The organism is Affinundibacterium nitidum (assembly GCF_014284155.1).
Classification (GTDB): domain Bacteria; phylum Pseudomonadota; class Gammaproteobacteria; order Burkholderiales; family Burkholderiaceae_D; genus Undibacterium; species Undibacterium nitidum.
Genome location: NZ_JACOFZ010000001.1, coordinates 1611309 through 1631973, shown reverse-complemented (window position 1 = coordinate 1631973; position 20665 = coordinate 1611309). Strand labels below are relative to the sequence as shown.

The window sequence follows — 20665 nt, the reverse complement described above, 5'->3', positions numbered from 1 at the left end:
GCTTTTTGTTCCCGGTATCGGCGGAACTTGGATCAACAGAGGTTGATCAGGCTCTCCCGCCCATGCGAACAGGGTTAAACCTAAAGTAGAAAAATCGAAGCCCATTAGCTAAAGCGATTCAACACTTCACTGGAGTGCAATACATGAAAGCCCTGCTCGATCTATTCAAGCAAGTTCAGCCCAATGAACAATTCGACGCGATCAAAATTGGTCTCGCGTCTCCAGAAAAAATCCGTTCATGGTCCTATGGCGAAGTAAAAAAGCCAGAAACAATTAACTACCGTACGTTCAAGCCAGAACGTGATGGTTTGTTCTGCGCGAAGATTTTTGGCCCAATTAAAGATTACGAATGCTTGTGCGGTAAGTACAAGCGTTTGAAGCATCGCGGTGTGATCTGCGAAAAGTGCGGCGTTGAAGTGACTTTGGCCAAAGTGCGTCGTGAACGCATGGGCCATATCGAGTTGGCTTCCCCAACAGCACATATCTGGTTCTTGAAATCCTTGCCATCCCGTTTGGGTATGGTGCTCGACATGACTTTGCGCGATATCGAACGCGTCTTGTATTTTGAAGCATACGTTGTGACTGATCCAGGCATGACACCGCTAAAAAAATGCCAAATCATGTCTGAAGATGATTACGCCGCGAAATACGAAGAGTACGGTGATGAATTCACAGCGTTCATGGGTGCAGAAGGTATCCGTGAGTTGTTGCGCTCTATCGATATCGATCGTGATGCAGAAACTTTGCGTACAGAACTCAAAGAATCTAAATCCGAAGCGAAGATCAAGAAATACTCTAAGCGTTTGAAAGTATTGGAAGCCTTCCAACGTTCTGGTATCAAGCCAGACTGGATGATCATGGAAGTGTTGCCAGTATTGCCGCCAGAATTGCGTCCATTGGTACCTTTGGATGGCGGTCGTTTCGCGACTTCCGATTTGAACGATTTGTATCGTCGCGTCATTAACCGTAATAACCGTTTGAAGCGCTTGATGGAATTGCGCGCTCCGGAAATCATTACGCGTAATGAAAAGCGTATGTTGCAAGAAGCGGTCGACTCCTTGTTGGACAATGGTCGTCGCGGTAAAGCAATGACTGGTGCAAACAAGCGTCCTTTGAAATCTTTGGCAGAAATGATCAAAGGTAAGGGCGGTCGTTTCCGTCAAAACTTGTTGGGTAAACGCGTCGACTACTCTGGTCGTTCCGTTATCGTGGTCGGTCCACAACTGAAATTGCATCAATGCGGTTTGCCAAAGTTGATGGCCTTGGAATTGTTCAAACCATTCATTTTCAATAAATTGGAATTGATGGGCTTGGCAACGACGATCAAAGCAGCGAAAAAACTCGTTGAAATTCAAGAGCCAGTGGTTTGGGATATCTTGGAAGAAGTGATCCGCGAACATCCAATCATGTTGAACCGTGCGCCAACCTTGCACCGTCTTGGTATTCAAGCGTTTGAGCCAGTATTGATTGAAGGTAAAGCGATCCAATTGCACCCACTCGTCTGCGCGGCTTTCAATGCCGACTTCGACGGTGACCAAATGGCGGTTCACGTTCCTTTGTCTATCGAAGCACAAATGGAAGCACGCACATTGATGCTCGCTTCTAACAATATTTTGTTCCCATCTAACGGTGAACCATCTATTGTTCCTTCTCAAGATATCGTTTTGGGTCTGTACTACGCAACGCGTGAGAAGATCAACGGTAAGGGCGAAGGTATGTTGTTCCCTGATGTTTCCGAAGCGATTCGCGCTTGGGACAACAAGGAAGTCGAACTGACAACACGTATCACAGTTCGTATTACTGAATATCCAAAAGATAAAACGACTGGCGAGTTCGTAAAAACGATCAAACGTTACGAAACTACAGTTGGCCGTGCGATCTTGTCTGAAATCTTGCCAAAAGGCTTGCCATTCTCAGTCTTGAATCGTCCGTTGAAGAAAAAAGAAATCTCCAAATTGATCGATACTTCGTTCCGTAAGTGCGGCTTGCGCGCGACGGTCGTATTTGCTGATCAATTGATGCAATCTGGTTTCCGTTTGGCGACTCGTGCTGGTATTTCTATCTGTATCGACGATATGTTGGTACCACCACAAAAAGTCACTTTGTTGGCAACAGCAGAGCATGAAGTGAAACAAATCGAACAGCAATATGCTTCTGGTTTGGTCACTGCAGGCGAACGCTACAATAAAGTGGTCGACATCTGGGGTAAAACAGGTGACGAAGTCGGCAAGGCGATGATGGAACAACTGAAAGTTGAACCAGTCACACGTCGTGACGGTACACAAGGTACGCAAGAATCGTTCAACGCGATTTACATGATGGCTGACTCCGGTGCGCGTGGTTCAGCTGCACAGATTCGTCAGTTGGCAGGTATGCGTGGTCTGATGGCGAAACCAGACGGCTCCATTATTGAAACGCCGATTACCGCGAACTTCCGCGAAGGTCTGAACGTTTTGCAGTACTTTATTTCCACTCACGGTGCACGTAAAGGTCTGGCAGATACGGCGTTGAAGACAGCGAACTCCGGTTACTTGACACGTCGTTTGGTCGACGTTACGCAAGACTTGGTCGTTATCGAAGACGATTGCGGTACAGCGAATGGCGCTTCCATGAAAGCGATCGTTGAAGGCGGTGAAGTTAACGTGCCTTTGCGTGACTTGATCTTGGGTCGTGTTGCAGCGAACGACATCATCAATCCAGAAACGCAAGCGACTCTGTTCGAAGCAGGTACTTTGCTCGACGAATTCATGGTTGAAGAAATCGAATCCTTGGGTATCGATGAAGTTAAAGTTCGTACACCATTGACATGTGACACACGCTACGGTTTGTGTGCAATGTGTTACGGTCGTGATTTGGGTCGTGGTAACTTGGTTAATGCTGGTGAATCTGTCGGTGTTATCGCTGCGCAGTCTATCGGTGAACCAGGTACACAGTTGACGATGCGTACCTTCCACATCGGTGGTGCGGCTTCTCGTGCAGCGATCGCTTCTTCTGTTGAAGCGAAATCCAACGGTACGATTCGTTTCACAGCAACGATGCGTTATGTGACCAACGGTAAAGGCGATCAAATCGTGATTTCCCGTTCTGGTGAAGTCTTGATCACGGATGATCATGGTCGTGAACGTGAACGTCATAAAGTACCTTACGGTGCGACATTGATCGTGAAAGACGGCATGACGATCAAAGCTGGTACAGATTTGGCGACATGGGATCCATTGACACGTCCGATCATTACTGAGTACACAGGTCAGGTTAAGTTTGAAAACGTCGAAGAAGGCGTGACAGTAGCTAAGCAAGTTGACGATGTCACTGGCTTGTCTACCTTGGTGGTAATCGATGCGAAACGTCGTGGTTCTGCTGCAGGTAAGAGCTTGCGTCCACAAGTTAAATTGTTGAACGACGCTGGCGAAGAGGTGAAAATCTCTGGTACAGAACACGCAGTAACGATTGGTTTCCAAGTCGGTGCGTTGATTACGGTGAAAGATGGTCAACAAGTTCACGTCGGTGAAGTGTTGGCGCGTATCCCAACTGAATCGCAAAAAACACGTGATATTACCGGTGGTCTCCCACGCGTTGCTGAGTTGTTCGAAGCACGTTCACCAAAAGACGCTGGTATGTTGGCGGAAGTGACTGGTACAGTCGCGTTTGGTAAAGAAACCAAAGGTAAACAACGCTTGGAAATCACCGACATGGACGGTGAGAAGCATGAGTTCTTGATCACCAAAGACAAGCAAGTCTTGGTGCATGACGGCCAAGTGGTGAACAAAGGTGAAATGATTGTTGACGGCCCAGCCGATCCACAAGACATCTTGCGTTTGTTGGGTATCGAAGCTTTGGCTCGCTACATCGTTGATGAAGTTCAAGACGTTTATCGTTTGCAAGGCGTTAAGATCAATGACAAGCACATTGAAGTTATCGTGCGTCAAATGTTGCGTCGCGTTGTTGTTGTAAATCCAGGTGATGCTAACTACATCATGGGCGAACAAGTTGAACGTTCTGAGTTGTTGGACGAAAACGATCGCGTAACGAAAGCAGGCGGTATTCCAGCAACGTATGAAAATATCTTGTTGGGTATTACCAAAGCTTCCTTGTCGACAGATTCTTTCATCTCTGCCGCTTCCTTCCAAGAGACCACACGTGTTCTCACAGAGGCAGCGATCATGGGCAAGAAAGATACTCTGCGCGGCTTGAAAGAAAACGTCATCGTTGGTCGTTTGATTCCAGCTGGTACAGGTCTCGCATATCACCGTGCTCGCAAGATGAAAGAATCTTGGGAAGCGGACGAACGCGCAGCCTTGTTAGCGGCAGAGAAGGAAATCTTTACTCCAGCAGCAGAAGTAACAACGACAGATGCAGAAGCTCCAGGCGAAGCCTAAGACCTCTGCAGCAGTTCAACTAGCTCAGGCTTCTCTTGAACTGTGTCATTGAATGAAAAACACCGTAAGCCTTAAAACTTACGGTGTTTTTTTATGTGTTCTACTTCGGCACCGATGAATTGAAATAGGAAAGCTATGCTGTTTAATGCTTCTGTCATTAACGCCTTCTTGGCGCAACTAAATCAGCAACAGGCGCGGCAACTTGAGTTAGCAGTGGAAGTCGTGGCCGAAACGGGGTCGACTAATCTTGATCTGATGCAACGCACTCCACAGCTTCGTCAAGCAACCCTGCGCGTCGCTGAAAATCAAACGGCTGGTCGCGGACGAGCAGGACGCACTTGGCTCTCAACGCCAGGTGGTGTGTTGACCTTTTCATTGGCCTGGCATTTCGCCAAACCGGCACATAGTTTGAGTGCGGTGCCTTTGGTGGTGGGCGTGGCGGTCGCTGAGTGTTTGCGTCACATCGGCGTACAAGTGCATTTGAAGTGGCCCAACGATATCTTGAAAGAAGGGAGAAAGCTGGCTGGTATTTTGGTGGAATCGGCAGCCGCTCCCGAGGGCGGTACTTGGGTTGTGATTGGGCTTGGACTCAATCTTCAAGTTCCTGCTGAACTTGAGCAAGAAATTGGGCAAGCTGTAGCAGATTCTACTTGGCTGGCGCAGATGGATAGAAATCAATTATTGGCGCAGTTAGCGCATGCCATTGGGCGGGCTATGCAAGTGTTTGATGAGTATGGTTTTGAGGTGTTTGTCGAACGTTGGAATCAACTACATGCTTACGCTGGCCAATTCGTACGCATCATGGAACAGTCTGAAATCTTGCATCAAGGGCAAGCTTCTGGTGTCGATGCGATGGGACGTTTGCAACTGCTTGTCGATGGAAAGCTGATTGCGATTCATGCGGGGGATGTTTCCTTACGCCCCTTGGCGTAGAATGAGGGTTTTGCTTCTCCGATAATTGCGAATGAGTTCTTCGGTCCAACATAGCCTTTTGATTGACGCTGGAAACACAAGGGTCAAGTGGGCCGTATTTCAATCTGGCGCACTCGGCATACCAATGTCTTGGCTTGCGCACGGCTCTGTCGATCATACGCAACTTGCGGAATTGGTTCTGCAATGGCGCGATCTTCCTGCTGATGAGGTTTTGATCTCGAATGTGGCGGGAGACTCTCTACAACAAGCATTGCAACAAGCGGTTGAGACAGTTTTTCCTGGGATTGTGTTGACTCGTTTTCGCGCCGACACGCAAATCGCAGGTTTAAAAAATCACTATCGCAATCCGCAGCAGCTCGGCAGTGATCGATTTGCATCGGCGATTGCAGCACATCACTTTTTTCCTGATACAGCCCTAGTGGTCGCGACCTGCGGCACCGCGACCACGGTGGATGCGATTATTCCCGGCAAAGGGTTTGTGGGCGGTATGATTTTGCCGGGCTTGCAAACGATGGCTGTCTCACTCGCCCAAAATACTGCACAACTGCCACAGATCGCGAGTGAAATGAGCCTCGATTCATTGTTTGCTGACAATACACAGCAAGCAATCATGAGTGGCTGTATCCATGCGCAGCTGGGAGCGATACAATGTGCGATTGAGGTTCTCGAGCAGCAATCCTCATTGCCAGTTGAATTGGTGTTGTCGGGCGGCGCAGTTCCGTACATGCTACCGCAATGGCAACATGTTAAGCAAACGCGGCAAGCGCATGTGATCGACAATTTGGTGTTGACTGGATTAGCCGTGGTAGCGCAGGACCGCCAGTTGCCCCAATTTTCTGCCGACTTATAGGAAAGACATACAAATACCATGTTGCGATTTTTCTTTTGGATCCTGCTGATCATTAATGGACTCTTGCTCAGTTTTATCTTGGGTATATTTGATCGTTTTGGTGATATGTCGCTAGAAAAACATGAGCCACATCGTATGAAAGCGGAGAAAAACACTGATCGTCTGAAGTTGATGACAGCCTCCGCTGCGCAAGATGTGATTGAAGCTTCTGCCAAGAAAGTGGAACCGCCCATTGCTTGTTTAGAGATTGGTAACTTTACATTGGCCGATGGAAAAAACTTCGAAGAACGTATGAAGCATTTGGCGCTTGGAAAACGCCAAGTGCGCGAGGAGATATCGGAAACTGCATCGAACATGGTGTACTTACCATCACAAGGTGACAAAGACGCTGCCGATAAAAAAGCGGCTGCAATCAAGAAAATGGGTGTTAGCGATGCCTATGTGATTCAAGATGGATCCGCACTGAAGTGGGGTGTTTCTTTGGGTGTGTTCAAAACCTTGGAAGCAGCTAAAACCCATGTTGCCAATCTCGCGAAAAAAGGTATCAAGGAAGCGAAGATCGCTCCACGGCCTGTTAGTGCTTCCAAGTTGATGTACCAATTGCTCGAGATTAGTGCCGAAGAGAGAAAGCAAGTCGACCAAATTCGCGAACAGTTCACCGGTGTTGACGCCCACGAATGTAAACCTAAAACTGAATAAGCTCGCGGTCGCATCGCTGCCGTAGCCTACGGTGACAGTGAGAAAGACGACCGTAGCTGCTACTTTGTAAGAGATCGTATGTCTGCATTTCATTTCAAACAGGGGAGTATTCCCTTACTCGTGTCGATGCCCCATGTTGGCACCGCAATCCCACAAGAAGTTTCTCTTCAACTCAATCCAGTGGCGCAGGTCAAAGCCGATACTGATTGGCATTTACCGTCGCTCTACAATATGCTGGATGATATGGGCGCTTCTCGAATTCATGCTGAGTATTCCCGCTATGTCATTGATCTGAATCGCCCGTGCGATGACGTTAATCTCTACCCTGGTCAGGATACTACGGGACTATGCCCTATCGATACTTTCGCCAAAGAGGCTTTGTACCCCGCTGGTCAAAATCCCGATGCGTACGAAGTGCAACGCCGAATCGCCCAATACTGGCTTCCCTATCACCAACAACTGCAGTCGGAATTGCAACGTCTGCTCGATGTTCATGGCATTGCTGTGCTATGGGATGCGCATTCTATCGCTTCGCAAGTTCCACGCTTTTTCGAAGGACGTCTGCCCGATTTGAATTTGGGCACGGCCGACCAGAAATCTTGTGATCGTGGATTGCAAGACGCACTTGCACATTGTCTCCAGCAATCTAGTAACGCTACTGCCTATTCCCATGTCTTTAACGGTCGCTTCAAAGGCGGGCATATCACTCGCCATTACGGACAACCTCAAGGTCGAGTTCATGCGGTTCAATTGGAAATGAGTCAATGTGTGTATATGAATGAGACAGCACCATTTGCCTATCGTGAAGATCTTGCTGCACAGGTGCAACCACTGCTTCGTGAAATGCTACAGACCTGTGTGACATGGGCGCAGCAAAATGCGAACAGCATGCAAGGAGCGTCTTCATGAGTGCCAAGTGTACGATGTTTGCTCGTCATGCTTTGCTGCCGAACGGTTGGGCTAGCAATGTACGTTTGTCCTGGGATGATGGCGGTGCGTTGACGCAGATCGAAACGGGAGCCCAATTGCAAACAGGGGAGCGCGTCGAAAGCTATGTGTTGCCGGGTATGACCAATTTGCATTCGCATGCGTTTCAGCGGGCGATGGCTGGTATGACAGAGCTTGCAGGCGAAGGTCCCGATAGTTTTTGGACTTGGCGAGATTTGATGTATCGCTTTGCCTTAGCAATCACACCGGAACAAATGCAAGCGATCGCAGCGCAATTGTATTCTGAGTGCTTGCGCTATGGTTACACCTCAGTGTGTGAATTTCATTATCTGCATCGTGCGCCTGATGGTAGTTTTTATGGTAATCGAGCGGAGATGGCGGAACGTGTCATCGCTGCTGCGCAGGAGGTGGGCATGGGCATTTCGATGTTGCCCGTGCTGTATAGTTTTGCTGATTTTAAAGATCAGCCCTTGCGTCATGATCAACGCCGTTTTAGTACCAATGTCGATGAGATCTTGGGCTTGATTTCTGACTTGGAGAAATACCGAAGTGCCAAGGTCGAAATTGGCGTCGCACCGCATTCCTTGCGTGCAGCTAATGTCAAACAAATTCAAGAATTGGTGAAGGCCTTGCCAAAGCAAAGACCGATTCATATTCACATTGCCGAACAAATGCGTGAAGTAGAGGCTTCACTCTCTGCAACAGGGCAGCGTCCGGTTGAATTACTTCTAAATACGCAAGAAGTCGATCAACGCTGGTGTCTAGTCCATGCGACTCATTTAACTTCACAAGAAGTGCAGGGCATTGCCAAGCAAGGCGCAGTTGCCGGAATATGTACCACCACCGAAGGCAACCTCGGTGATGGCTTCTTTGAGTTACCTGAATTTATCGAAGCGGGCGGTGTCTTTGGTATCGGTAGCGACAGCCATGTCTCGCAAAGTGCCGTCGAAGAGATTCGATGGTTGGAATATGGACAGCGTCTGCGCTCACAGAAACGCAATGTCGCGAGTGTGAAAGGACAACGCCATGTCGCCGATTTTTTATGGAATGCTTGCTTGCAAGGTGGCGCGCAGGCAGCGGCTCGCGCAGTAGGTGGTTTGCAAGCCGGTTACCGTGCAGATTTTTTAGTGCTCGACGATGAGCATCCAAATTTACAAGATCTGCCATCCGATTTGCTTTTGAGTAGTTTCATTTTCTCCGGGAACGATAATGTAATCCGCGATGTCTATGTATCAGGCGAGGCAGTTGTGCAACAAGGTCGGCATGTGCATCAAGATCGTATTAGCAAGAACTTTAAACGCTGCATGCGCGAGTTGCGCAGTTTGTCTTAACAACAGAAGTAACAATAACAAGGGGAAACCATGAAGAAAAATATAGGCCAAGCAGCTCTGCTCATCAGCTTAGGCGTTTTATCAGCTGCGAATGCACCATTGAGTTTCGCAGCTGAGGCAAAAACGGCAAGTGCAGCAGGTTCGCTTGAAGCACGCTTGAAAGCGCTCGATACGCTCCTCAATGATCAGTGGGAATATGGCTTGCGTACGAATCCTGAGTATGCATCGATGTTGGGCGATAAACGCTATAACGATCAACTCCATGATTTCTCACAAGCGGCTATCGATGCTTCGCATAAGAAAAATCGCGAGTTCTTAAAACGATTGCTGGCCATCGATACCAAGGGTTTCGATGTTCAACAACAATTGAACAAAGATTTGATGGTGCGTCAGCTCAAAGATGAAATCGAAGCTGAGAAATTTAAAAACTGGCAAATGCCGGTGCTGCAGAATGCAGGCTTACATCTCGACACACCTGAGCTAGTGACTATGCTCAGCTTTAATAGCGTCAAAGACTATGAAGACTATATCGCGCGCTTAAATAAATTGCCGACTCTTTTCGCGCAGACCATCGTTCAAATGCGGAAGGGCGTCAAAGATAAGATCATGCCGCCGCAATTCTTATTGCCAAAGATTGCCCGTCAATGTGATGATTTGGTGGCGATGAATTTGAATGACTCACCGTTTATGAAGCCGGTGAGCCAGTTCCCAGCAGATTTTTCTGAGGCCGACAAACAACGTCTAAAGGCTGCAGTGACTGCCGCGGTGAACGGAAAAGTTATTCCGGCGTATAAAAATTTTGCTGAGTTCGTACGTAAAGACTATGCGCCACATGGTCGTGCAGATGTCGGCTTATGGTCTTTGCCAAACGGTGCGGAACGTTATAAATATCAAGTGAAAACCCAAACGACCACGAACAAGTCTGCGGAGGAAATTCATCAAATCGGATTGCGTGAAGTTGCGCGCATTGAAGGACAGATGTTAGAGACCGCGAAGAAATTGGGATTCGCTGATTTGAAATCCTTCAATGCCTCTTTAGAGAAAAATCCGGACGTACATCCAAAATCTCGCCAAGAAATTATTGATCTGTATACCAAGTACACCGATCAAATGTACACAAAGATTCCTGAGCTGTTCGGTCGCCTGCCAAAGGCGAAAGTGAAAATTATGCAGGTGGAAGAATTCCGTGAGAAAGAAGCTGCAGGTGCCTCGTACAATGAAGGAGCGCCTGATGGTTCGCGCCCTGGACATGTGATGGTGAATACGGGCGACTTCCAAAATCGAATGACTTTGTCGATCGAAAGCACCGCTTTACATGAAGGTGTACCTGGACATCACATGCAAATTTCAATTGCACAGGAATTAGAAGGTCTGCCTACATATCGTCGTCAAGGCGGAAACAATGCCTATGTTGAAGGTTGGGCTTTGTATTCAGAGCGCCTAGGCGAAGAGCTTGGATTCTTCCAAGACCCATATAGTTACTACGGTCACTTGCAGGATGAGATGTTGCGGGCGATTCGCTTAGTCGTCGATACAGGTTTGCACTATAAAAAATGGAATCGTCAGCAAGTGGTTGATTTCTTCCGTAATCATTCGGGTATCGAAGAAGTTGAAATCCAAAGCGAAACTGATCGCTATATTGTATGGCCAGGTCAAGCCTTGGGCTACAAAATGGGTCAGTTGAAGATCCTGGAATTGCGCGAATACGCCAGTAAAACTTTGGGCACAAAGTTCAGTCTGAAAGGCTTCCATGATGAAGTGTTGGGCGCTGGCGCTTTACCCTTAGATGTTTTAGAAATTCGAATCAAAGCTTGGGTCAAAGCACAGCAGTAAATTCTATGTGTGGGCTGGATGAGCTGATCTAAATCCACTCAAAATGCCAAAATCAAAGGGCGGCAAACCAACTGTGGTTTTGTCGCCCTTGTCGTTTTTTTAATAGTGCTAAAATAATTGCCATATTCCAACAAGCGCGAGTAGAATCAGAGTTCCCAGTGGCTCTAACCCTCACAAGGAGTGACACCATGAGTGCCTTCGCGATGCCGGTTTACATGTTGGAATTTACGCCTAAAACAATCGCTTCGCTTTTGTCACCAGCGGCAATTGATGGTGCAGTGGTTGAGTTGGATGTGTATGACAGAAATGATTTGGAAATCAAAGTTCCAGCAACAGGGCAGCGTCTAAAGGCTGAGCCCGACATGTTCCGCATCACTACTGTTTATGATGGCAAGACCAATGAGCACGACTGGAACTTCACGATTTTGCGTGAATCAGCCGACCGCAGTCGCAAAAAGCGCTAAGCCATGTACGTCAGTCAATCAGATTAACCCTGCCAGCTTCGCTTTAGACCAGTGTCGGTATGGATCCAGCCGCCTTGTCGGCTGGCCCGGAAGTAGAAACCAACACCACCCTGTCTAAAGCTCTGCACCAACTCTCCCAGCACTTCTTCGTGTAAATGGGCGATACGGATATCCGCCGCTTTACCATCCATATGTAATGATTTGCGAGCGGCTGGGATACCTTCCTCACGTAGTCGTTGATTGGACTCCGGTGTGCGATAGCCAGACAAAATTTCCAAAGGTTTGGTCATGCCGAATTGTGCAATGAAGGCTTGAGTTGCCCACAATGTTTCCAATAATTTCGGGTCAATAGGAGCGGTTTTTTTGCCATTCACATCGCGCAAGATATCGCAGCATTGTTGGTAAGCGGAATCAATGACCTCGCCATCTTTCCAATACAAAACCTTGAGATGTTCGCCACTTGCCGGGCGCACTAAATCGAGTGTGCGGGGCTTTAGCCAAAAGTCCATGTCTAACGCTTGAGCATCGAATAAGTCTGGGGGCGGTTTGAGTTTGCTTGCCTTGTCGTCGGTTTGCTGGGCAAAAACTGATGGACTACGCGTACCGAGGAATAAGCCACTGGCGGTCAATAGCAAAGAGCCTTTGAGGAATTGGCGGCGGTTCGTCATCGTAAAAATCTTTCGCAAACTAGATACGGTAAATTGTAACGGCTATGTTGAGAAATAGGGAAGATGAATATGAACTGTCTATGTACTGACGCCGATCTAATCTTTGGGCGCAGTTCATCCTATAATGCCAGTTCTTGAACCTCGAATCAAAATCATTTACACCAAATGAAGAGCTTAACTGTTTTCCGGATTTTTTTATGCTGAGTCCAGCCCAGATTTCCCAGTTCCAAACGCAAGGTTATGTGGTTTTGCCTGCTCTTGCGCAGGCGCAGTATTGTGAAGACCTGATTGCTTTTGCACAGGGGGAGCTCGATGCCGAGCGCGGCCCGATCGAGTACGAAGCCGATACGCGGTATCCTGGTGCGCCTGAGTCTCGTGATGCAGAGGGAGGACGCACGGCTCGTCGATTATTGCAGGCTTATGCGCGTTCTGAAACTCTGGCAGAGTGGGCGACCCAAATGGTCTTTGCTCAGACATTACAGCAACTGCTCCAGCAAAATGTTTTGCTATCTCAGGCTCACCATAACTGCATCATGACAAAGCAGGCGCGTTTTTCAAGTCTGACTGGGTGGCATCGTGATAGTCGTTATTGGCATTTTCAACGGCCGGAGTTGATTAGTGTGTGGCTCGCTTTACGCAATGAGCGTGTTGAAAATGGATGTTTATTAGTTTTGCCTGGCTCTCACCTGTGGCAAGTGCAAGCAGAGCAGCTCGATAGTGCCCAGTTTTTACGTGCAGATTTAGCGCAAAACCAGACTTTACTCGCGCAAGCGAAGACCGTGCCTTTGAATCAAGGGGATGTCTTGCTCTTTTCAAGTAATCTTTTCCACGCAGCTGGATGTAATCAAACTCAGGAAACCAAGTTTTCATTGGTATTCACTTATCGTGGCGAAGATAATCCACCGGTGGTTGATAGTCGCTCAGCGAGTCGTCCTGAGGTAAAACTCGTTTAGTCAGCCACTGCTTTTGATAGTTTGAACCAGAAAACGGTACCACTCCCAACTGTGGTTCGAAAACCGATGCTGCCATGCATTGCTTCAATCAGTGATTTACTGATCTTTAAGCCTAGCCCAGTGCCCCCTTGTTGGCGCGTGTCGCCATTATTCGCTTGCGCAAATGAGTTAAAGATCTCCCCTTGAAAATCCTCTGGAATACCGTGTCCGTGGTCTTCAATTTCGACGCAGACTTGGTTTTCGGAATCGAGGATGCGGATATCGACTTGATTTGATTGAGCAGAAAATTTCGCTGCATTAGATAGAAGATTGGCCAGCACTTGCGCGAGGCGTACGCTGTCAGCGTTGATCAGTTGCTTTTCTGGATGTTCGCCAAGTACGTATTGGACTTCGTATTTCAAACCGTAGCCGCCATTGTCTCGTATCGATTGTTTAACCAAAGTCACTAGATCAATACTGCTCAAGTTGAGTGCCATTTTGCCAGCGGCTAGTTTTTCGATATCGAGTAAATCATTAATTAGTACGATGAGACGTTGGCTATTGCGTGAGGCTAGCGTAATTAGTTTTAGGGCTGGTTCTGGAAGTTTTGCGGCAACGCCATTCTCCAGCAAACTCAAAGAGCCTTGTATCGAAGTGAGGGGGGTGCGCAATTCGTGACTGACGGTAGAAATGAATTCAGATTTAAGTTTGTCGAGTCGACGTCGTTCGGTAATGTCACGCGTAATACCCACGTAGATGACTTCGTCGCGTTCGTAGCTCTTGGTAATCGCCAATTCCATTGGAAAGACGTTGCCATTTTTGCGGCGACCTTGCAATTCCCTTCCTACACCAATCACTCGCGCCTCACCTGTTGTATGGTAATGGCTCAGGTATGAATCATGTCGACTTTGATCGGGCTCGGGCATTAACATCTTGACGTTCTCACCGATGACCTCATTTAAGCTGTATCCAAAAATTCGAATCGCGGCCAGATTAAATGAGCGAATGGTTCCGTGTGTATCTATGGTGATCACACCGTCGGCGAGATTGTCGAGGATGGTTTGGTTATGTAAGGCATGATCTTGCAGCGCTTTATCTTTGGAGAGTAGATCGCTGTAGGCTTTTTCAAGATACTTTGATTTCTCCATGACCTCTTGGGTGCGCTCTTCGACTTTTTGTTCGAGCAATTTTTGGTCATCGATAAAGCGCGCGGTCGTCAGGGCATGGACGATTAAGCTGCCAATATGGCTGGCGTATAGAATATCTTCACGACTCCAATTGCGTTGACGATGACATTGACCCAAGCTCAACACGCCGACTTGACCCTGATCCTTCTTCATAGGCATATCGAGTATTGACTTTAAACCGATGCGATTGGCTGCTTCGATAAAATCTTTGGCCGCAGGATGCAAGCGTACATCATGCACGACGAAGGGGTTGCGAGTGTTGGAGAGTTCTTGAAAATACGTGGCATAGTGATCGAAATTCATAGCGCAACCCTGCTCAAATGGTAGTGGGCTGGGTCCATGAATGGTATGACAGATCAAATGGTTACTGTGTTCATCGCGTAACCAAATACAAATGTATTCGACGCGTAGAATCTCGAGCGCTTTGCTGGCAATGATACGTAAAGCTTCATTAAATCCGCAATGATCGAGCGCAGGATTCGCTTCTAACTCGAGTAGCAGTTCTGGTGGTGCTTTACGCGAAATATCGTAATTGCGTAAATCTTGAAAGCCATCGCCTGAGGATAATTGATTGAGTTGTTTAGCTGTTTCTTGATGTAGGCGCGAGAAATTGAGTGCAGCTTGATATTCATGTTGTGATTCATAGAGACGAGAGAGTGCATCGTAGAAGTTGGCGATTTGTGGTAGAGAAGCCATTTCTTTCGCTGACAATAAGGCGTCTTGATAGATCGCAATTGCGCTCTTGACTTCCCCTTGCTTTAAAGCGATCTTGGCCAGAGTATCGTTGACGGCCCCGAACAACCATTTATAACCACATTTTTTCGCTGCGATCAGCGCTTGTTCAGTGAGATTTTTTGCTTCGGAAAAATTGTTTTTGTCGAATTCAATTACCCCTAAGTACCACAGCGTTTCAGCATAGTATTCGTCGGCTTTGGCGCGGAGAGCTTCGCGTTGTGCCTCAATCAAAATTGGTGCAGCTTGTTGTGGCTTACCGTCATGCAAATAATTGATTGCTAGGTTAATTGTTTGCTTGGCGTTCAAATAGGGATTGTCGATCTGCTTTAATAGAACTCCAGCGTCACGTACAAAACGAGCACCTGACTCGTAATCACCCATGGTATCGTAGATCTGACCAAGCCCTATCCTGGCTTCGACCATAGACTCTAAGTCTCTGGTGAAGCCGCACAGATCAATCGCCCTTAACCAGAAATTGGCTGCATCACGATACTGCCCTAGACCAAAATTGATACGCCCAAGGGCGACCATTATTTTTCCCGCATGTTCGATCAGGTCACAGGCATCGGCGAGAAAGCTCGCGTTATTAAGCTCATCGATGAGTGCATTCGTTTCACCGAGACGCTCTTGGATACTATAGCGTTCGAGCAATAAATCGATTTGTAAGGCAGTATTTTTTTCAGACGAGGCTGTTTGCTCTAGGTGGTGGAAAAAGCGAATAGCCAGACGAGGGCGACGCCGTCCGATGTGTCGGATACGTGCAATGATGTTGGCAGTCGGTCCGTCTGAAGCGCTCATAGGGTCTCCCTAAAAACGGCAGCCAGTCAGTTTGCTGGCTCTTCTGGTGTCGATCGCGCTGATTTAGGCTGCGATGGTATTAGGCACGATAACATAGCGCGCCCCAGAGTTCCAGTGAGGCAACATTATTTAACGGAAAGTGTGGTTTGCTCCTCCATTAGACCCAGACCTCGTTCCCAAAGTGTCCGAGTCCAATGGAGAAAACTGGCGCTACATCATTGTTCTAATGCTATTAACTCTTGTATCGTTTGGCGTCGACGTATCAATGCCGATGCTTGGCCATCGATTAAGACTTCAGGAATTAAAGGGCGGGAGTTGTAGTTCGATGACATGCTTGCACCATAGGCACCAGCATCATGGAATACCAGATAGTCACCAACCTCGCATGCTGGAAGGTCTTGATGGGTTACGACGCCGCCTTCTTCCTGAGTGAAAACATCGCCTGACTCGCATAAGGGGCCAGCCACAACAGTGGGGCGAGTTGGGCCCGCACGTAATGAGCCGTCGGCCAGATGGGCGGTGATCTTATGGTAACTACCGTACATCGATGGTCGTACTAAGTCGTTAAAACCTGCGTCGACAAATGCAAAGAAATTACTACCTACGCGTTTTTGTGCGCGCAGTTCCGAAATTAAAATTCCTGCTTCCGCGATCAAGAAGCGTCCTGGTTCAATTTCCATACTGATGCGATGACCCAAATGCTTTTCGATCTTTTCGCGCGCTTGTTGCCAGATACTGAAGTAGTGCGCAGTATCAACGATCGGTTCATCTGATTGATAAGGGATCGATAAGCCGCCACCAATCGAGATCGCTTGTAGATCAAGCGGACACAATTTAACCTGTTCTAACATCGCATCGCATACGCTTTGCAAATGGTCATAATCAACTCCGGAGCCAATATGCATATGCAAGCCAATCAGCTGTAAGCCATATTGCTGAATCAGCGCATAGGCCTGTTGTAACTCTTCAAACCAGATGCCATGTTTGCTTTGTTCGCCACCGGTATTCGTTTTACGGCTATGACCATGGCCAAAGCCTGGGTTGATGCGTATCCACACCGGATGGCCTGGGTGAGCTTGTCCCAATTGCTCTAACATTTGTGGCGAGCCGCAATTGACCGGGATATTGAGTTCAACCACGCGTTTGAGTGCAGCTCGATCTAGCAGATCAGCTGTGAAAACGATGGGGGCATGTTCCGCTGCTTCTTGTGGTTGATAGCCAGCGACTAGAGCGCGTTCTACCTCACCGAGCGAAACTGAGTCGACCAATACGCCTTGTTCACGCATTAAACGCAAAATGTGAATATTGCTGCAGGACTTTTGTGCAAACCGAATCACGTCAAACTGCTTGAGTTGCTGGATCTGTCGACGAATCATTTGTGCGTCATACGCCCAACACGGTGTGCCGTGCTTTTCAGCGATTTGTTGAATTTGTGCAGGCGAAATAGCGGTCTTCATAGTCAAACAGGCTTTATATAGGGATATTGGAAGATGCTACTGTAACGCGTACAATGCGCTTATGCCATGTGAATCAAATGGTAAAAGTCCAATTTAGCTTTGAATTCTCTGGAAAAACTAAGGCTTCGCTTATGAATCAAAAACTAGACCAATACGACCAAAAAATACTGCAATTATTGCAAGAAGATGCGCGCATGTCGCATGCTGAAATTGGTCGTCAAGTGCATTTGAGTCAGCCCGCTGTGTCTGAGCGTATAAAGCGCTTAGAGAGTAATCAGATTATTCGAGGCTATAAGGCAGACATCAATCCTAAAGCCTTAGGCTACGATATCACCGCGATGATACGAGTTTCTACTCAACAAGGGCGGCCATATGCGCAGTACGTTGCTACCTGCCCTGAGATCGTTGATTGCTACACCGTGACCGGTGAAGACGGAGCGGTCATGCGGGTGTTGGCTACTGACGTCGAGCATTTGCAACGCATTATCAATGAGCTCAATGCCTTCGGTTCAACATCGACCGCGATTGTTTTGACGACGCATGTCTCAGGCAAATCGATTGCGATTCCACATCACGAATAAAACTAAAAAAACTTCGGGAAACGCCTTCATGGTCTTTAGTAGCGTTAGTTTTTTGTTCTATTTTCTGCCCATTTTTTTGGTGCTGTATGGCGTACTGCCATGGCGCAATGCGGTTTTATTGATCGCCAGTTTGATTTTTTACAGCTGGGGCGAGCCGCAAAACCTCCCCTTGTTATTAATCTGCATCACGGTCAATTACGGATTTGGTTTGTGGATAGGGCATGCTCAAACGCGATCACAATCAGCGCTTAGCTCGCCCCATACGGCTCGCCTGCCTTTTACCATTGCCATCCTCTTCAATTTAGGGGCGCTGCTCTACTACAAGTACTCTAATTTTGCCTTGAGTAATTGGCATAGCCTGCAGCATTGGATATTGGGCGTCGAAACGCCAAAAGCAGGTGAAGCGATTGCATTGCCGTTAGGGATCTCATTCTTCACCTTCCACGCGATTTCGTATTTAGTTGATGTGTATCGTCAAAAGACCAAAGCGGAACGAAGTTTTACTGCACTGTTCACCTACATCATTATGTTTCCGCAGTTGGTGGCAGGGCCAATCGTACGCTTCTCCACGGTTGCGCGCCAACTGCATCATCGACGCTGGAGTTGGTGGCGAGTCGAAGTAGGCACACGATTTTTTTGCTTAGGACTGGCACAGAAAATACTGATCGCCAATACGGTGGCAGTTGTTGCTGATAAGATTTTTTCTTTGCCAAAAGAATCGCTATCGAGCTCAATCGCTTGGTTAGGTGCACTTTGTTATAGCTTACAAATTTACTTTGATTTTGCTGGTTATTCGCTCATGGCAATCGGTTTGGGTTTGATTTGCGGATTTAGTTTCCCGCGCAATTTCAATTTGCCTTATGTCGCGCGCTCAGTCACTGAATTTTGGCGTCGCTGGCATATGAGTTTATCTCGCTGGTTTCGCGACTATGTTTACATCCCGCTCGGCGGCAATCGTCACGGCTTGAGTCGTACTTTATTGAATCTTTTCTTGGTGTTCTTCCTATGTGGTTTGTGGCACGGCGCAAACTGGACCTTCGTAGTGTGGGGCATGTTGCATGGCAGCTTTTTGGTCCTTGAGCGTTTGTGGTTAGGAAAGGTGTTAGCAAGACAAACTCGGCTGATTCAGCATGTTTATACGCTATTGGTAGTGACGTTAGCCTGGGTTATCTTTCGCGCCGATGATTTTACGCAAGCCGCAAATGTGATTCAGGCGATGTTTGGAATTGTCGACCCCTTGGTTAAAGTGACCGCGTTGTCAGTGATGGCCTATTGTTCAAACACGGTAATTCTCGCTCTGGTCTGTGCCGCCATCTTTGCTAGTGGCGCGTCAAAAAAACTAAATCAAATTGCGCAGCGACGTTTTGCGATGACAGCATCGGTAATTGATCGCGCATGGTTGCTCTGTTTATTAATATTTTGCGGAGTGAGTCTTGCCAGTGGCGCTTACAACCCTTTTATTTATTTCCGTTTCTGAGGTGAGGGCATGAACAACAATCTACCCGCCTCGAGAAAAATTTTACGCATCGCCTTTATCTCATTGTGCTTCATCCTGATTGCTTTACCTTTATTGGTGCACAGTCTGAGGCTGGAGAAGAACGATAGTGCCCTGGAAAATCGTACGCTGGCGGAATACCCAGGTAAACCGAAAAGTCAGAAAGACTGGATTCAATTTACTACGCGTTTCGATCGCTATTTAGATGATCATTTTGGATTACGACAAACCTTGGTGCAATGGAACCAGGGCTGGCGTTATGCGCTATTGAAAGAAGCGGTCTCGCCGCAAATCACGGTAGGGAAAGACGGATATCTGTTCTTTAATGCACACGAAGCCAATCATCCCTTACGCATGTTGGAATTCATTTGCGGTAAGAATATCAGTGAGCAGCAAATCGAAGAACTTGCTCATCAAATTAGCTCGTTTGAGCAATTTTCGAAGAGTCAAAACCCATCAACGACGATCGCTTTTGTACCGAGCAAACCTGCGCTATATGGTGAATATCTACCTGCATGGTGGCAACAAGAGTGTGGGCGTTATCAACCGACTTTATTACGAGTGATGGGTAAGCTTCAGCAGCAAGATATTAAGACTCGTGTCGTATACCCACTTACAGAAATGACCGCAGCCAAGGCACAGCAACAACTTTATCCCCTCCATGATTTTCATTGGCAAGGTAAGGGCGCACAAAGCTTTGCCGAAATCATTGCTGAACAAGTGTGGGGTAAGAAAGCGAATGCGGCCTTACCGTTTGTGACGGAGTTGAGTGAATCCGATATGCAACGTTTCATGCCCGGCGTTAATCTCAAGCAAAGTTTGCAACAACCAGATTGGAAGGCGAGTTCATTTACCTATTGCGAAGGGCCAACTTGTTTCACCGAGCTTGCGCACGCAGCAGTCTTGGGTGACGTGACGCGCATTCAGCGACGTCAAGCTTCGAGCGTTCAAGGTCAACGATTGCTGTTGATCACGGATTCGTTTGGACATGGTGTCGCTCCTTACTTCGCTCCATATTTCGACGAGGTCTGGCATGTTTCGAGTAACAATGCCGGCGCTCTCAATGCTGGGCAAAAACAAGAATTGAAAGAAAGCTTTGAGAAATTTGCACCAACGCAAACCCTCTATCTTTTCCATGACTTTGCACTGAGTTGTTTTAGCCAACAGTTGAAGTATTGCCCCTTGGAGTTACCGCCTGTCTTGCGCACCATACATCCGTCAAGTGTTGTGCAACTGAATCAAAAGCACAACTTAGACACTTACATACATTAGTAGAGCAAATTAATTCGCTTTGAAGTTCGTCATGGAATGGTTCATCAGCAAGGTTGCGCTGCTGATCGCCCCAAGAGTAAGATGTTAAACGTTTAGATTTTGTGTT

At 47.5% G+C, this 20665-nt stretch carries 15 protein-coding genes; 12 read left to right on the top strand and 3 right to left on the bottom strand.

Translation table 11 applies throughout. The features are described 5' to 3' along the window. Positions 1–143: 143 nt before the first annotated feature. The 8 genes from rpoC (at position 144) to H8K36_RS06950 (ending at position 11434) form a co-directional block, all read left to right on the top strand. The gene (gene rpoC / locus H8K36_RS06985; RefSeq protein WP_186914441.1) at positions 144–4376 is read left to right on the top strand and encodes a DNA-directed RNA polymerase subunit beta'; all 4233 of its coding nucleotides are present in this window, start codon (positions 144–146) and stop codon (positions 4374–4376) included. A gap of 135 nt (positions 4377–4511) precedes the next feature. Continuing rightward, positions 4512–5309: a biotin--[acetyl-CoA-carboxylase] ligase gene (locus H8K36_RS06980; RefSeq protein ID WP_186914442.1), complete on the top strand. Its 798-nt coding sequence runs from the start codon at positions 4512–4514 to the stop codon at positions 5307–5309. Between the two features lie 31 nt (positions 5310–5340). After that, positions 5341–6159, top strand: a complete 819-nt coding sequence (locus tag H8K36_RS06975; RefSeq protein ID WP_186914443.1) for a type III pantothenate kinase — start codon at positions 5341–5343, stop codon at positions 6157–6159. An 18-nt stretch (positions 6160–6177) separates the two neighbouring features. Next, positions 6178–6858 carry a hypothetical protein gene (locus H8K36_RS06970; RefSeq protein WP_186914444.1) on the top strand — a complete coding sequence of 227 codons (681 nt, stop codon included), beginning with the start codon at positions 6178–6180 and terminating at the stop codon, positions 6856–6858. Between the two features lie 78 nt (positions 6859–6936). Continuing rightward, positions 6937–7767, top strand: a complete 831-nt coding sequence (gene hutG, locus H8K36_RS06965) for an N-formylglutamate deformylase (protein WP_186914445.1) — start codon at positions 6937–6939, stop codon at positions 7765–7767. Next, the gene (locus H8K36_RS06960) at positions 7764–9137 is read left to right on the top strand and encodes a formimidoylglutamate deiminase (protein WP_186914446.1); all 1374 of its coding nucleotides are present in this window, start codon (positions 7764–7766) and stop codon (positions 9135–9137) included. Before hutG ends, H8K36_RS06960 begins: the two co-directional genes overlap by 4 nt. Positions 9138–9167: 30 nt before the next feature. Then, positions 9168–10970 carry a DUF885 domain-containing protein gene (locus H8K36_RS06955; protein WP_186914447.1) on the top strand — a complete coding sequence of 601 codons (1803 nt, stop codon included), beginning with the start codon at positions 9168–9170 and terminating at the stop codon, positions 10968–10970. A 188-nt stretch (positions 10971–11158) separates the two neighbouring features. Further along, a complete protein-coding gene (locus tag H8K36_RS06950; protein ID WP_186914448.1) occupies positions 11159–11434 on the top strand; it encodes a hypothetical protein in 276 nt (91 codons plus the stop codon). Positions 11435–11457: 23 nt separating this feature from the next. On the opposite strand, the gene H8K36_RS06945 is transcribed toward H8K36_RS06950, so the two are convergent. After that, the gene (locus tag H8K36_RS06945) at positions 11458–12102 is read right to left on the bottom strand and encodes a YcbK family protein (protein ID WP_186914449.1); all 645 of its coding nucleotides are present in this window, start codon (positions 12100–12102) and stop codon (positions 11458–11460) included. 197 nt (positions 12103–12299) lie between these two features. Between H8K36_RS06945 and H8K36_RS06940 the strand changes: the two genes are divergently transcribed. Next, positions 12300–13055, top strand: a complete 756-nt coding sequence (locus H8K36_RS06940; RefSeq protein WP_186914450.1) for a phytanoyl-CoA dioxygenase family protein — start codon at positions 12300–12302, stop codon at positions 13053–13055. On the opposite strand, the gene H8K36_RS06935 is transcribed toward H8K36_RS06940, so the two are convergent. Further along, complete coding sequence (locus tag H8K36_RS06935) at positions 13052–15754, bottom strand: ATP-binding protein (RefSeq protein ID WP_186914451.1); 2703 nt, start codon at positions 15752–15754, stop codon at positions 13052–13054. The two genes, H8K36_RS06940 and H8K36_RS06935, sit on opposite strands and share 4 nt — an antisense overlap. A 215-nt stretch (positions 15755–15969) precedes the next feature. Continuing rightward, on the bottom strand, positions 15970–17211 hold the full coding sequence (lysA, locus tag H8K36_RS06930; RefSeq protein ID WP_186914452.1) for a diaminopimelate decarboxylase: 1242 nt from the start codon (positions 17209–17211) through the stop codon (positions 15970–15972). A 131-nt stretch (positions 17212–17342) separates the two neighbouring features. On the opposite strand from lysA, the gene H8K36_RS06925 reads away from it, so the two are divergent. The 3 genes from H8K36_RS06925 to H8K36_RS06915 are packed head-to-tail and all read left to right on the top strand — an operon-like array spanning position 17343 to position 20559. Then, positions 17343–17792, top strand: a complete 450-nt coding sequence (locus tag H8K36_RS06925; RefSeq protein WP_186914453.1) for an Lrp/AsnC family transcriptional regulator — start codon at positions 17343–17345, stop codon at positions 17790–17792. Between the two features lie 28 nt (positions 17793–17820). Further along, positions 17821–19269 carry an MBOAT family O-acyltransferase gene (locus H8K36_RS06920; RefSeq protein WP_186914454.1) on the top strand — a complete coding sequence of 483 codons (1449 nt, stop codon included), beginning with the start codon at positions 17821–17823 and terminating at the stop codon, positions 19267–19269. 9 nt (positions 19270–19278) lie between these two features. Next, positions 19279–20559 carry an alginate O-acetyltransferase AlgX-related protein gene (locus tag H8K36_RS06915; RefSeq protein ID WP_186914455.1) on the top strand — a complete coding sequence of 427 codons (1281 nt, stop codon included), beginning with the start codon at positions 19279–19281 and terminating at the stop codon, positions 20557–20559. Positions 20560–20665 lie beyond the last annotated feature (106 nt).

Bases quoted from the DNA above. Each gene is read 5' to 3' on its own strand.
- H8K36_RS06950 (WP_186914448.1), top strand. From the start codon at position 11,159: ATGAGTGCCTTCGCGATGCCGGTTTACATGTTGGAATTTACGCCTAAA.
- H8K36_RS06940 (WP_186914450.1), top strand. From the start codon at position 12,300: ATGCTGAGTCCAGCCCAGATTTCCCAGTTCCAAACGCAAGGTTATGTG.
- H8K36_RS06945 (WP_186914449.1), bottom strand. From the start codon at position 12,102: ATGACGAACCGCCGCCAATTCCTCAAAGGCTCTTTGCTATTGACCGCC.
- H8K36_RS06970 (WP_186914444.1), top strand. From the start codon at position 6,178: ATGTTGCGATTTTTCTTTTGGATCCTGCTGATCATTAATGGACTCTTG.
- H8K36_RS06935 (WP_186914451.1), bottom strand. From the start codon at position 15,754: ATGAGCGCTTCAGACGGACCGACTGCCAACATCATTGCACGTATCCGA.
- lysA (WP_186914452.1), bottom strand. From the start codon at position 17,211: ATGAAGACCGCTATTTCGCCTGCACAAATTCAACAAATCGCTGAAAAG.
- H8K36_RS06925 (WP_186914453.1), top strand. From the start codon at position 17,343: ATGAATCAAAAACTAGACCAATACGACCAAAAAATACTGCAATTATTG.
- H8K36_RS06960 (WP_186914446.1), top strand. From the start codon at position 7,764: ATGAGTGCCAAGTGTACGATGTTTGCTCGTCATGCTTTGCTGCCGAAC.
- hutG (WP_186914445.1), top strand. From the start codon at position 6,937: ATGTCTGCATTTCATTTCAAACAGGGGAGTATTCCCTTACTCGTGTCG.
- rpoC (WP_186914441.1), top strand. From the start codon at position 144: ATGAAAGCCCTGCTCGATCTATTCAAGCAAGTTCAGCCCAATGAACAA.
- H8K36_RS06980 (WP_186914442.1), top strand. From the start codon at position 4,512: ATGCTGTTTAATGCTTCTGTCATTAACGCCTTCTTGGCGCAACTAAAT.
- H8K36_RS06975 (WP_186914443.1), top strand. From the start codon at position 5,341: ATGAGTTCTTCGGTCCAACATAGCCTTTTGATTGACGCTGGAAACACA.
- H8K36_RS06955 (WP_186914447.1), top strand. From the start codon at position 9,168: ATGAAGAAAAATATAGGCCAAGCAGCTCTGCTCATCAGCTTAGGCGTT.
- H8K36_RS06915 (WP_186914455.1), top strand. From the start codon at position 19,279: ATGAACAACAATCTACCCGCCTCGAGAAAAATTTTACGCATCGCCTTT.
- H8K36_RS06920 (WP_186914454.1), top strand. From the start codon at position 17,821: ATGGTCTTTAGTAGCGTTAGTTTTTTGTTCTATTTTCTGCCCATTTTT.